This window comes from Rahnella perminowiae, from assembly GCF_019049695.1.
In the GTDB taxonomy this organism is placed as follows: Bacteria; Pseudomonadota; Gammaproteobacteria; order Enterobacterales; family Enterobacteriaceae; genus Rahnella; species Rahnella perminowiae.
Genome location: NZ_JAFMOT010000153.1, coordinates 1 through 12,882 on the forward strand (window position 1 = coordinate 1; position 12,882 = coordinate 12,882).

14 protein-coding genes and 1 tRNA gene are annotated in these 12,882 nt (G+C 52.1%); 4 read left to right on the plus strand and 11 right to left on the minus strand.

Going from position 1 to position 12,882, the window contains the following annotated elements; translation table 11 throughout:
* Positions 1 to 162 precede the first annotated feature (162 nt).
* The 6 genes from J1781_RS03370 to xerD form a co-directional block, all read right to left on the minus strand.
* Positions 163 to 236, minus strand: a tRNA-Gly gene (locus tag J1781_RS03370).
* Positions 237 to 387: 151 nt separating this feature from the next.
* Positions 388 to 1,917 carry a lysine--tRNA ligase gene (gene lysS, locus J1781_RS03375; RefSeq protein WP_217157879.1) on the minus strand — a complete coding sequence of 510 codons (1,530 nt, stop codon included), beginning with the start codon at positions 1,915 to 1,917 and terminating at the stop codon, positions 388 to 390.
* A 9-nt stretch (positions 1,918 to 1,926) separates the two neighbouring features.
* Positions 1,927 to 3,025, minus strand: a protein-coding gene (gene prfB, locus J1781_RS03380) for a peptide chain release factor 2 (protein ID WP_129954899.1) whose coding sequence is annotated in 2 segments (ribosomal slippage) — positions 1,927 to 2,949 and positions 2,951 to 3,025 — 1,098 coding nt in all. Because the reading frame shifts where the segments join, the coding sequence is not laid out codon by codon here.
* Positions 3,026 to 3,154: 129 nt separating this feature from the next.
* Positions 3,155 to 4,888: a single-stranded-DNA-specific exonuclease RecJ gene (recJ, locus tag J1781_RS03385; protein ID WP_129954898.1), complete on the minus strand. Its 1,734-nt coding sequence runs from the start codon at positions 4,886 to 4,888 to the stop codon at positions 3,155 to 3,157.
* 6 nt (positions 4,889 to 4,894) lie between these two features.
* Positions 4,895 to 5,614: a bifunctional protein-disulfide isomerase/oxidoreductase DsbC gene (dsbC, locus tag J1781_RS03390; protein ID WP_129954897.1), complete on the minus strand. Its 720-nt coding sequence runs from the start codon at positions 5,612 to 5,614 to the stop codon at positions 4,895 to 4,897.
* Between the two features lie 25 nt (positions 5,615 to 5,639).
* The gene (xerD, locus tag J1781_RS03395; RefSeq protein ID WP_217137562.1) at positions 5,640 to 6,551 is read right to left on the minus strand and encodes a site-specific tyrosine recombinase XerD; all 912 of its coding nucleotides are present in this window, start codon (positions 6,549 to 6,551) and stop codon (positions 5,640 to 5,642) included.
* 147 nt (positions 6,552 to 6,698) lie between these two features.
* Between xerD and fldB the strand changes: the two genes are divergently transcribed.
* Positions 6,699 to 7,217, plus strand: coding sequence for a flavodoxin FldB (gene fldB / locus J1781_RS03400; RefSeq protein WP_013574110.1), 519 nt, complete (start codon positions 6,699 to 6,701; stop codon positions 7,215 to 7,217).
* 45 nt (positions 7,218 to 7,262) lie between these two features.
* On the opposite strand, the gene J1781_RS03405 is transcribed toward fldB, so the two are convergent.
* Together J1781_RS03405 and sdhE are read right to left on the minus strand one after the other, a co-directional pair.
* On the minus strand, positions 7,263 to 7,715 hold the full coding sequence (locus J1781_RS03405; RefSeq protein ID WP_129954896.1) for a protein YgfX: 453 nt from the start codon (positions 7,713 to 7,715) through the stop codon (positions 7,263 to 7,265).
* The gene (gene sdhE / locus J1781_RS03410) at positions 7,696 to 7,962 is read right to left on the minus strand and encodes an FAD assembly factor SdhE (protein ID WP_129955005.1); all 267 of its coding nucleotides are present in this window, start codon (positions 7,960 to 7,962) and stop codon (positions 7,696 to 7,698) included. Before sdhE ends, J1781_RS03405 begins: the two co-directional genes overlap by 20 nt.
* Positions 7,963 to 8,240: 278 nt before the next feature.
* Here sdhE and ygfZ point away from each other — a divergent pair, with 278 nt between their 5' ends.
* Entirely contained in the window at positions 8,241 to 9,233 is a 993-nt protein-coding gene (ygfZ, locus tag J1781_RS03415) for a tRNA-modifying protein YgfZ (RefSeq protein WP_217219167.1), read from the plus strand.
* Positions 9,234 to 9,296: 63 nt separating this feature from the next.
* Here ygfZ and J1781_RS03420 read toward each other — a convergent pair whose 3' ends face one another.
* The gene (locus J1781_RS03420; RefSeq protein ID WP_129992023.1) at positions 9,297 to 9,827 is read right to left on the minus strand and encodes a class IV adenylate cyclase; all 531 of its coding nucleotides are present in this window, start codon (positions 9,825 to 9,827) and stop codon (positions 9,297 to 9,299) included.
* 213 nt (positions 9,828 to 10,040) lie between these two features.
* On the opposite strand from J1781_RS03420, the gene J1781_RS03425 reads away from it, so the two are divergent.
* A complete protein-coding gene (locus tag J1781_RS03425) occupies positions 10,041 to 10,481 on the plus strand; it encodes a DUF1198 domain-containing protein (protein ID WP_129954893.1) in 441 nt (146 codons plus the stop codon).
* Positions 10,482 to 10,540: 59 nt separating this feature from the next.
* On the opposite strand, the gene J1781_RS03430 is transcribed toward J1781_RS03425, so the two are convergent.
* Positions 10,541 to 10,876 (minus strand): DUF2002 family protein, encoded by a 336-nt coding sequence (locus tag J1781_RS03430; RefSeq protein WP_013574102.1) that lies wholly within the window; start codon positions 10,874 to 10,876, stop codon positions 10,541 to 10,543.
* 129 nt (positions 10,877 to 11,005) lie between these two features.
* Positions 11,006 to 12,199: an MFS transporter gene (locus J1781_RS03435; RefSeq protein ID WP_217233206.1), complete on the minus strand. Its 1,194-nt coding sequence runs from the start codon at positions 12,197 to 12,199 to the stop codon at positions 11,006 to 11,008.
* A gap of 273 nt (positions 12,200 to 12,472) precedes the next feature.
* Here J1781_RS03435 and J1781_RS03440 point away from each other — a divergent pair, with 273 nt between their 5' ends.
* Positions 12,473 to 12,778: an ElaB/YgaM/YqjD family protein gene (locus tag J1781_RS03440; protein WP_129954891.1), complete on the plus strand. Its 306-nt coding sequence runs from the start codon at positions 12,473 to 12,475 to the stop codon at positions 12,776 to 12,778.
* Positions 12,779 to 12,882: the final 104 nt, after the last annotated feature.

Sequence of the window (12,882 nt, forward strand, 5' to 3'; positions counted from 1 at the left end):
CCCCAACCCTTCCCTTCGCAGGGGAGGTAGCTGATTTGCATAGTTTTTAAACTTTTGAGTTCAAAATTTAGACATGCAGAAACGACGTACAGGAAATACGAATAATCGGGATTGGGTAGTGAATTTTTTTGGGGTATTGAACAGATTTGAGGAAGAAGTTTTTGGAGCGGGTGAAGGGAATCGAACCCTCGTATGCAGCTTGGGAAGCTGCCGTTCTACCATTGAACTACACCCGCTTAGGTGTGCGACTGGCATTATAACCGGTTACGACGGCGGAGCAAGACGTGATTGCGGATAAGCGCTGGAGTTTTAAGCAGTTAGCATTTGTCGTGATCTGCAGCATGAAAAAAGGCGCCGGAGCGCCCTTTTGTAGTTTCTGAAGAAAACTTATTTCTGAGTCTGCGGACGCATCGCCGGGAACAGGATAACGTCGCGGATGGTGTGGCTGTTAGTGAACAGCATCACCATACGGTCAATACCAATGCCCAGACCGGCAGTCGGTGGCAGGCCGTGTTCCAGCGCTGTCACGTAGTCTTCGTCATAGAACATCGCTTCGTCATCGCCTGCATCTTTCGCAGAAACCTGATCAGCAAAGCGCTGTGCCTGGTCTTCTGCATCGTTCAGCTCGGAGAAGCCGTTACCGATTTCACGCCCACCGATGAAGAATTCGAAACGGTCAGTGATTTCAGGGTTCACATCATTACGGCGCGCCAGCGGAGAAACTTCTGCCGGATATTCCGTAATGAACGTTGGCTGGATCAGCTGTGCTTCGGCAGTTTCTTCGAAGATCTCGGTCACGATACGGCCCAGGCCCCAGCTCTTCTCGATTTTGATACCGAGTGATTCTGCAATAGCGGTCGCTTTTGCCAGATCGTCGAGATCCGCAACGTCAGTTTCCGGACGGTATTTGCAAATCGCTTCACGCATGGTCAGCTTGGCGAATGGCTTGCCGAAATCGAAGGTCTGGTCGCCGTACTGCACCACACTGCTGCCCAGAACGGACTCAGTCAGGGTGCGGAACAGGGATTCGGTCAGAACGATCAGGTCTTTGTAATCCGCGTACGCCATGTAGAGTTCCATCATGGTGAACTCTGGGTTATGACGCGGAGAAACACCTTCGTTACGGAAGTTACGGTTGATTTCGAAGACACGATCGAAGCCACCGACAACCAGACGTTTCAGATACAGTTCCGGCGCGATACGCAGGTACATGTCGATATCAAGCGCATTATGGTGAGTGATGAACGGACGCGCCGCCGCGCCGCCAGGGATCACCTGCATCATCGGGGTTTCGACTTCCATGAAGCCGTTTTCCACCATGAAGCTGCGGATGCCCGACATGATCTGAGAACGGATCTTGAAGGTTTTACGGGAATCTTCGTTAGCGATCAGGTCGAGATAACGCTGACGGTAACGCGCTTCCTGATCCTGCAAGCCGTGGAATTTATCCGGCAACGGACGCAGCGCTTTGGTCAGCAGACGCAGTTCAGAACAATGGATCGACAGCTCGCCGGTCTTGGTTTTGAACAGCTTACCGGTCGCACCCAGAATATCGCCCAGATCCCATTTTTTGAATTGCTCGTTATAGATGCCTTCAGCGAGATCATCACGAGCCACGTAAAGCTGGATACGGCCGCCGACATCCTGCAGGGTGACAAAAGACGCCTTGCCCATGATACGGCGGGTCATCATACGGCCACCCACGGTGACTTCGATGTTTAATGCTTCCAGTTCTTCGTTGGTCTTTTCGCCATATTTCGCATGCAATTCATCAGAGATGCTGTCACGACGGAAATCGTTAGGGAAAGCGATACCGGATTCGCGCAGTAAAGCCAGCTTCTCACGACGAGATTTCAGCTCGTTGTTAAGATCTGGTACATTTTCTGCACTTTGCGCTGCTGGTTGTTGCTCAGACATTTTGGTTCCTCATAACCCGGCTTTCAAACTTGCCTCAATGAATTTATCCAGGTCGCCATCCAGTACGGCCTGCGTATTTCGCGTTTCAACACCCGTGCGTAAATCTTTGATACGGGAATCGTCCAGCACGTAAGAACGAATCTGGCTGCCCCAGCCGATGTCAGACTTGTTGTCTTCCAGCTGCTGTTTGTCCGCATTTTTCTTTTGCATCTCATACTCATAAAGCTTCGCACGCATCTGCTTCATGGCCTGATCTTTGTTTTTATGCTGGGAGCGGTCGTTCTGACATTGGGTCACAATGTTGGTCGGAAGGTGGGTAATACGTACCGCAGATTCCGTTTTGTTGACGTGCTGACCACCCGCACCTGACGCGCGGTATACGTCGATACGCAGGTCGGCAGGGTTAATTTCGATTTCGATATCGTCATCCACTTCCGGATACACAAACGCGGAACTGAACGAGGTATGGCGACGACCGCCGGAATCAAACGGGCTCTTACGCACCAGGCGATGGACGCCGGTTTCGGTACGCAGCCAGCCAAACGCATAATCGCCGATGATCTTGATGGTCGCAGATTTAAGCCCTGCCACTTCACCATCCGATTCTTCGATAACTTCAGTTTTGAAACCTTTGGCTTCCGCCCAACGCAAATACATGCGCAGCAACATGCTCGCCCAGTCCTGTGCTTCCGTACCACCGGAACCAGCCTGGATATCGAGGTAGCAGCTCGCACTGTCGTATTCACCGGAGAACATGCGGCGGAATTCAAGCTGTTCCAGTTTGGCGGTCAGTACATCGAGTTCAGCAACCGTCTCATTGAAGGTGTCTTCATCGTCGGCTTCTACAGCCAGTTCCAGCAGGCCGGTGACATCTTCTGCGCCCTGCAACAACTCATCGATGGTTTCAACGATAGCTTCCAGAGAGGAACGCTCTTTGCCCAGCGCCTGCGCACGTTCTGGCTCGTTCCATACGTCCGGCTGTTCCAGCTCGGCGTTTACTTCTTCGAGGCGTTCTTTCTTGGCATCATAGTCAAAGATACCCCCGAAGAACCACTGTCCGATCGGACAGGTCCTGAATGCGGTTTTTAACCGGATTAATTTCAAACATGATTTTCGCGTCTTACGTTAGATTCGGAGTTGGCCCAATGCCATTCGAACCGCAGATTCTAACGGAATTAGCGGTCTTTTTATAGCAAGGAGCCGTTTTTTTGCAGGGTTTATTGCCGGCGTAAATCGCTTATTTCGGCCATAAATGTTCGATAATCAACTGAACGTTGCGATTTCCACGGAATTCATTGATATCCAGCCGGTAGGCCAACTGCACTTCACGGATACTGCTGTCCGGCCAGAAAGTCGGATCGATATTAAAGGCAATGCCGTCAAGAAGCGGACCACCGCCGACAGGTTCAATCATCAGCTTGAGATGACGCTCCTTCAGCAGTTTCTGTTGCAGGATGCGGAACCTGCCGTCAAAGGTTGGTTCCGGGAACGCCTGTCCCCACGGGCCACCATCGCGCAGCATTTCAGCTGTATCAAGGGTCAGCTCGCGGGCAGTCAGTTCCCCATCCGACCAGATCACACCTTCAAGATGAGCGGGATCCAGCCATTCGCCCACCAGTTCAGCGAATTTATCGCGAAATTCATCGAACTTGCTCTCTTCAAGCGATAAGCCAGCCGCCATCGCATGGCCGCCAAATTTCATCATCAGTCCGGGATTGAGTGTATCGAGACGCTCCAGCGCATCACGCATATGCAAACCGGCGATAGAACGGCCGGAGCCTTTGAGAATGCCTTCACCCGCTGGTGCAAAGGCTATCACCGGACGGTTAAAGCGCTCTTTCAGGCGTGATGCCAGAATGCCAACCACACCCTGATGCCATTCGGGGTGATACATCGCCAGCCCGAACGGCAGCGCGTCGGTGCTGCGTTCCAGTTTGTCACACAGCGCCAGTGCTTCGACCTGCATGCCCTGCTCTATCTCACGGCGGGTCTGGTTCAGCGCATCCAGATCACTGGCCAGCGCACGCGCCTGCCCGATGTCTTCGCTGAGTAAAAGCGCCACACCAACCGACATATCATCAAGACGTCCGGCGGCATTCAGCCGTGGCCCGAGCGCAAAACCTAAATCACTGGCGCACAGCGTACGGGCTTCGCGCCCGGCCACTTCCAGCAGAGCACGGATCCCCGCCCGGCATTTTCCGGCACGAATACGGTTCAGCCCCTGATACACCATGATGCGGTTGTTGGCATCGAGCGGCACGACGTCAGCCACGGTGCCAAGCGCCACCAGATCCAGATGTTCCGCCAGATTCGGGATAGCCAGGCCGTGTTGTTCAAACCAGCCGCTCTCGCGTAATGCACTGCGCAACGCCAGCATCAGATAAAATGCCACGCCAACACCTGCCAGCGATTTGGACGGAAACTCGCAGCCGACCAGATTCGGGTTAATGATCGCTTCGGCATCCGGCAATGTTTCGCCCGGCAAGTGGTGATCGGTGACCAGCACCTGAATGCCTTTTTCATGGGCAAGCGCCACACCCGCGTGGGAAGAAATGCCGTTATCAACGGTGAGGATCAACTCTGCACCGCGTGACGCCGCCTGTTCGACCACTTCCGGGCTGAGACCATAGCCATCTTCAAAACGGTTCGGCACCAGATAATCCAGGTTCCCACAGCCCATACTGCGCAACGAGAGCAATGTGAGCGCAGTACTGGTTGCGCCATCAGCATCAAAGTCGCCAACGATAATTATGCGCAGACGTTCAGCCAGTGCTTTTTGCAGTAAGGCAACGGCGGTATCAATACCATCAAGTTGCTGATAAGGCAGCATGCCACGTACGCTGCGCTCAAGCTCCTGGCTTTGTGTCACACCGCGGGCGAGATACAGGCGGCGTAAAAGCGGGGAGAGTTCGGCGGGAAGATCCACGCCAGCCGCCGCCTCCCGACGGCGAAGTTGGGTCTGCAAGGTCACGAAAAATCAACCACCGGTTTTATGTGAAGGATCCTGCTGGTCGAGCATGGCAGCCATTTCTTTTGGCGGCTGATAGCCAGGGATCAAAGTACCGTCTTCCAGCACAATGGCCGGAGTGCCTGTCACTCCGAACTGGACGCCCAGCTCAAAGTGTTTCGCAATATCACTGGATTGACAGGTTGCCGGCGTAACATCATCGCCACGCATTGCCGCATCAAAACTGGTTTTGCGGTTGCCTGTACACCAGACCGACTGCATGTCTTTCTCGGTTTTAGAATTCAATCCCTGACGCGGGAAGGCCAGATAACGCACGGTTATACCAAGATCGTTATAGTCCTGCATCTGCTGATGCAGCTTGTGACAATAGCCACAGGTGATGTCGGTAAATACTGTGATCACATGCTTTTCGTTTTTGGCTTTGTAAATGATCATCTCGTTTTGTAATGCATCCATCTTCTTCACCAGCGCTTTGTTGGTGACGTTAACCGGATGACTGCCGCTGACGTCATACAGCGGCCCCTGCAAAACGTGTTTTCCGTCGTCGGTAATGTAAAGGGTGCCGCTGTCGGAAGAGACCGCGCTCAGGCCGGTTACCGGCGAAGGCTGGATTTCGGCATGGCTCATGCCCAGTTTGCCCAGCGTGGCTTTGATGGCTGCTTCGTCAGCATGGACGGCGGAACTCATACACGCAGCCATAAGCGTCAGCAGCATTAAACCTTTTTTCATCATGTCGTCCTTTTTCTCCGGCCTGTTACGCACGGGGATGATGTTGTTGATGTAGCTGTTTGAGTCGTTCAGTCGCTACATGGGTATAGATTTGTGTGGTCGATAAGTCGCTGTGACCTAACAACATTTGCACCACGCGCAGATCTGCGCCGTGATTCAATAAGTGGGTGGCGAAAGCGTGGCGCAGAACGTGGGGAGACAGCCGCTCTGCATCAATGCCCGCAAGGATCGCATAGTGTTTGATGCGATGCCAGAATGTCTGGCGTGTCATTTGCTGCGCCCGGTTGCTGGGGAACACGATATCCAGCGATTGCCCGTTCAGCAGCCACGGCCTGCCATGCTCGAAATAGTTTTCAATCCAGTACACGGCTTCTTCGCCCATCGGCACCAGCCGTTCTTTATTGCCTTTACCGATAACCCTTACCACTCCCTGCCTCAGGCTCAGATCACTGAGCGTCAGCCCGACCAGTTCGGAAACACGCAAACCGGTGGCATAAAGCAGTTCCAGCATAGCTTTGTCGCGCAGTTCAAGAGGCACATCGACACTCGGTGAAGCCAGTAAGGCGTCAACCTGCGCTTCGCTGAGGTCTTTCGGCAGGCGTTGCGGTAATTTTGGCGAAGACAGCAACGCGGTCGGATCATCCTGACGCACGGATTCGCGGTTCATGTACTGAAAGAGGCGGCGCATCGCGCTGAGCAACCGCGCTGAGCTGGTGGCTTTATATCCCCCTTCGATCCTCTCAGACAGAAACAACTGCAGATCTTCGGCGCTGACATGCAGCAGATCCGTATTATTATGATGCAGCCAGCCCAGCAGAGATTTCAGATCCTGACGATAGGATGACAGTGTATTTTCAGCAAGATTGCGTTCAATCCAGAGCATGTCCAGAAACTGCTCCGTCAGACTCTGATCGGCTTCGTTGACCGCCCGGGCCATCTGCTCAGGTGTCACATCCCGCTGGCTCGCATTATCTTGTTTTGGCATCCCGACTCCTCTTACTCATGACGGCCATTATGCCTTTCCTGTGCCCGGATCTGCTACACTGCCTGTCATTCGTATTCTGATAACGTTATGGCAGCAAGTATGAAGATCGGACTTTTCTACGGTTCCAGTACCTGTTACACCGAAATGGCAGCGGAAAAAATCCGCGACATTTTAGGTGAAGAACTGGTTGATTTGCATAACATAAAAGATGTTGATCCCGACAGGATGGAAGACTACAACATCCTGATCCTGGGCATCCCGACATGGGATTTTGGTGAAATCCAGGAAGACTGGGAAGCGGTCTGGAATCAACTCCCGACGCTTAAATTACGCGGCAAAATCGTAGCCATGTATGGCATGGGCGATCAGCTCGGCTACGGCGAATGGTTCCTTGACGCGCTCGGCATGCTTTATCATCAGCTGGTTCCCCTTGGCGTGCATTTCATTGGTTTCTGGCCGACGGAAGGCTTTGAGTTTACCAGCCCGAAACCGCTGAGTGCGGACGGTAAACATTTCGTCGGGCTGGCTCTGGATGATGTGAACCAGTTCGATCTCACCGAAGAACGTCTGCAACAATGGTGCGAACAGATCCTGCTGGAAATGGATGCGCTGCTTTAACGCCGCATAAAATCCCGGCGTCAGCTTTCCATGAACATGGCCCTTTCAGCCCGGTTTTGCCGGGCTGCGCGGTGCACCGCTGAGCAATATCTGTCGCAACCGCCGCCATTCTTCCAGACTCATGCTGTCCGATGCCAGCCATAACCGCTGCCTTGAACTGCGCATCGCCTGTGCCAGCCCGCCTTTACGCTTTTCGCGACGCAACGAGAGCAGCACACCATGGCTTATCATCCATACCGGCTGTTTAATCTGCCATTCATGGCCGCGCCACAAAAGACGATTATCTTCAAGCAGGATCATTTCGCCCGTGCGTGCTGTAATGCGCCGCTGGCTACGGATGCATTCAAACAACACCAGCAAAAGCAACGTCATCCATACCGGCCAGTAACCTGCAGGCCAGGGTGCCAGCAAAATAAGCAGCATCACGCCACCGTAACATCCCAGTGAAATGAGCTGACTGCGCCAGGACACCCGGAGATCACATCGCCACAGGGCCACGGGCTTTGTTTCGAGTCTGAATAAGGGCAACCATACGCTGTAATTCGGTGTCTTTCGGTTCACCGTGATTCATCAGCCAGTTGAACAAATCCGGATCGTCACAGGTCAGCAGGCGGACAAACACTTCTTTATCAGTATCGCTCAGCGAATCATATTCATACTCGAAGAACGGCATGATGGAGATATCCAGCTCGCGCATACCGCGGCGGCAAGCCCAGTGAACGCGGGAACGATTATTAATATCCAGTGGGTTTTTGCTTTCCATAACAAGACTCTTTTTTAGGATACACAATGAGAATTCTTTTATATAGAAAGCGATTCTAACAGCCCGTTGCGCAGGGGCGTAATTTTTCAGTGCCCTGTTTTGTCAATCTATGTGATGTGCTGGAAAACCTGATGCAAACCTGTCGCTTATCTTACATTCTCTGGAAGGTATCCTGGAAAAGGCACCAATAACTGTTTTCAAAGCGGGTGGGCTCTTTTACCATGAGGCATCAGTCACATTTCATAGACCGGGATCAGAAAATGGCTAACGACTTTCCCTTTCCACCGCAAAAACCTTCAGCATCCTCCCATCTTCCGCTAACGCTGATTTCACTGGAAGACTGGGCACTGGTGACCATGACCGGTGCAGACACCGTGAAATACCTGCAAGGTCAGGTTACCGCGGATGTCGATGCGCTGGCCGCCGATCAGCATATTCTCTGTGCGCACTGTGATGCGAAAGGGAAAATGTGGAGTGATTTGCGTCTGTTCAAGCGTGGCGATGGTATGGCGTTTATTGAACGCCGCAATGTGCGCGACACCCAGTTAACGGAAATCAAAAAGTACGCCGTATTTTCTAAAGTGACTTTCACTGCCGATGACGATGTGGTTTTGCTCGGTGTGGCAGGTTTTCAGGCCAGTGCTGCACTGACCGGGCTTTTTTCAACCTTGCCAACGGCTGAACAGCAAGTCGTGCAACAAGATGAAACTACCCTGCTGCATTTCTCTCTGCCAGCCGAACGTTATCTGATTGTCACCAGCCCGGAAAAAGCCCGTCAGGTGGTGGAAGAACTGGGTGAGCAGGCACAACGCAACGACAGCCAGCAATGGCTGGCGCTGGATATCGAGGCCGGTTTCCCGGTGATTGACACCCTCAACGCCGTACAGTTTATCCCGCAGGCCACTAACATTCAGGCGCTTGACGGCATCAGTTTTACTAAAGGCTGCTACGCCGGTCAGGAAATGGTGGCTCGTGCGAAATACCGCGGTGCGAACAAACGTGCATTGTACTGGCTGGCAGGTAAAGCAAGTAAAGTGCCAGCACCGGCTGACGACCTCGAATTACAATTGGGTGAAAACTGGCGCCGGACAGGCACCGTACTGGCGGCGGTTCAGCTCAGCGACGGTACGCTTTGGGTTCAGGCCGTACTGAATAATGATCTGGAAGCCGATGCCAGTCTGCGGGTGCGCGATGACGCCACCAGTCAGTTGCGCATTCAGCCGTTGCCTTATTCCCTGGAAGAAACGAAGTAGCTTTCAGCATGAAGTCACTTCAGCATATTGCCGCCTTAAAGATATAGGGCGGCAATGGTAAATTTAATCGTGAGGGCGTCGGCCTTGCGCATTCAGCAAATCAACATACGCCTGATCCACCAGTTCCTGCCGGTTAATCCCCAGCCGTTCCAGTAAGTCCTCAGCAATGACAATGCCCTGCTCCGGTGTTTCGTCATCAGCAAGTACGACTTCGAATTCCAGATAATCGCCCAGTCCTTTTACCCTGTCGAGATGCAGTCGGGTTTGTCCGATCATAAAAAGGGTGCGCTGTTTGATGACACGCCCGGCAGCGCCATAGGCCAGTGTCAGGGTTTCGCGCAAACTGTCAGGATCCTGCGTGGGTGAAAGCGTGTAGAAACTGGTTTTAGGGCCAACCTTGTCAGGGCGCTGATAGAAAATCAACTCACCGCGATCGGGCGCTAATGTGCGTAATTTCAGGCGGCCGTGCGGACACACGAAAAAGGTATCATCCTGATCAATGAGATCCGGCAATCCATCAGATAGCAGCGCAATTTTTTCATACAGTGCGGAAAAATCATCGATCCGGGCTTTAATCTCAATATTTCTGGCCATCACTTACTCCCTTAAAAGTTTATGTTATTTACACGGGTATAATGAACGTTAAATGACCGTACCGTGGTTTTGTGAAGATCATCATCTCCACAGAGCGCAAATTCTTTGTCACTCCTTCACGTATTTCCCCCCATTAGCAGATAAACTCGCAGCATCGGGTGTTGCATGCACCTTTCACATCACGCCAGAAAAGGCCGGAGGCCAGAGTCCAGAATGATATGGATTATGCTTGCTGCAGTAGTTGTGGTTTTTATTGTGGGTTATTGGTTTATGACAGCAGATACCCGAAAAGCGAATGATTCTCTCGCCAGTCTGTTGAAAATAAAGCCGGTTTATATCGATTCCATGCTGCTGGAAATGGGCAAACGTCAAAGCGAGATGTTTATCCGCTCAATCAGCGGCGGCTATGCTGAAGAAATCCGCAAAGCCGCGTATGTCGTTTTTATTTATCAGACATTTATTAAAGACGCTTCAGAAGAAAATATCGTCCGCTGGCGGAACATTTTAGTGCGCGCACATCTGCCGCCACAGTTAAGCAGTGAACACGCAGAGCTGGCGTTGTTCTATTTTGCCGAACTGGATATCGAACCCTTCGAGCTGGCGCAATTTCGCCGCGACTACAATGAAACCTATAATCAGATCCATCTGGTTTAAAACGTAAAAAAGCCACTGAGTTCAGTGGCTTTTTTGCATCACCCGCCTGTGTATGAAGATTATCTGAATACGTTATCCAGATAGCTGGCCAGGATCTGGCGTGAACTGAAACCGTGGCAGATGCCGTAGTAGGTCTCATTGTCACTGGAAACATCCAGCGGGAAATTCTTGTAGGCTTCACTGCTGCGAAACGATGCTGTCGGTTCAGCAAAACGCTCACTGCGCTCTTTCAACGCCGGGTGTATTACCAGGGCAGTCCGGCCAAACCGCGCTTCCCGGTTTACATACACATAATGCTCACCCCGGCGGTAACCGTAGGCTTTATCATCAATAAAATCACGTTCAAACCCTGAGGTTTCTAAAACACGTGCCACTTCATCTGGCCGTAAATACATGGTTGCTCCTCGCTTCTTTAACCGCAAGGCGACCTTACCGCAATAACTCTGCCAGACAATGCGTTTATCCCAAATTTCGGCGAATTTAGGATTTATCCAAACGCCTTAGCCCTGAAAATTAAAGGGGTATTACACAGACGTTTGCCGCGAAGTGTTTACCCACAGTCTGAGGGTCAGCAGCCAGGCAATTACCACCATAAATGCCGCTGCAAGATAAATAGACGGCGTGCCAAAATGCGAAATAATTAACCCGGCCACCGGCCCGGTAATGCCGAGCCCCAAATCCAGAAAAGCGGAATACAGCCCAAGTGCCGTGCCCTGATTTTGCGGCGGCACTTGTTTTACCGCTTCAACGCCCAGCGCAGGGAAAATGAGCGAGAAGCCGGAACCGGTAAGAAAGGCACCCAGTTGCACCGACAACGGATCCTGTCCCCACCAGATCATCAGTAATCCCGCGACTTCCAATACAAAAGACACCAGTGAGACCCGCAAACCGCCGAACCGGTTAATCATATTGCCGAAAATAAGGCGCGCACCGACAAATCCGAGGCTGAATAATGTGAGCGTAAATGCCGCCCCGCTCCAGCCTTTATCGGCATAGTAAAGGGTAATAAAGGTGGCGATAACGCCGAAACCGATAGTGCCGAATCCCAGCCCGAGGCCATAAAGCCAGATGCGCCCGACAACCGCTTTGAAGGCAATCCGCTTACCGGCGGTGACAGAAATCGCCGCTTTCATGCAGGCCAGTATGGCGGCAAACGCAGCTGCGACAATAATCAGTACCGCCACACCCATCAACCCGTAAGCATGGTTGAGCAGTACGCCGAGAGGTGCACCGACGGCCATCGCACCGTATGTTGCCACACCATTCCAGGAGATCACTCGCGCGGTATGTTTCGCACCCACTGCACCAATTCCCCACAGCGTAGTCCCGGTGCTGCCAAAGCTTTCACCGACGCCCAGGAAGACACGGCCGACACAAAGCATCAGCAGACTCACCAGCGGAAACGCCGAAAACCAAAACGCCATTGCGTAAAAAATGCCGCTGACTCCGCAGCAAATCAGGCCAAAAATGACCACCCGCTTCGGGCCAAGGAGATCGGCGTATCGTCCGGCATGCGGACGACTGATGAGTGTCGAGAAATACTGAACGCTGATCACCAGCCCTGCCAGCACAGAGTTGTATCCCAGCGTGTTATGCACAAATCCCGGCAATACCGCGAGAGGTAAACCAATGGTCAGATAAACAACGAAAGTGAACAGCATGAACGACAAAATGCGTTTATTGAGCAGCGCGTTAGAACGAAGCGTACTTAAAGACATGGGCGGACCCGAAAAATGAGATCACAAAGAATAGATTAAACAGTATAAACGGGTTTCGCCTTCAAAACGGGCTAAAAATGTTATGGCCTGTAACGCGAATTTCGTTTTGCAGAAGAATCTGAACTGCATCACGCCAGCCGCACCCCGCCTGTCTTTATGACACAGTGTCATGGACTAAAAAGCTTCGTCATCACAGACCTTTGTCCTTAAAGAACCAGCCGGTACAACATTATGGTCTATGCTTAATTCAGCAGTCACACAAGGAGAGACAGAATGTTTAAGAAAAAAGATAAAATTGAAAAAAATATCGATCAGGACGTAACCCTGCTGGCAGACACGCTGGATGAAGTGCTTCAGTCTGCAGGTGATAAATCCAGGGATGAATTGGATAAAATCCGCAGTAAGGCACAGGGTGTTCTGCGTGAAACCCGTGCTCGTTTCAACAGCGAAAAATTGAGTCAGCAGGCGCGTGATGCAGCGGCTACGGCCAATGATTATGTGAAAGATAATCCGTGGTACGGCGTCGGTGCAGGTGCCGCAATTGGTATTGTTATCGGTGTTCTGCTGGGACGCCGCTAACGTAAAGAGGCAATTTGTGATGTTTCACTCCTGTGTCGGGAATATAGCTTAAAAGCTGAAACATCCGCGTGGCTCCCTCATTGCCGCGCAGTTGCTAAAAAGAC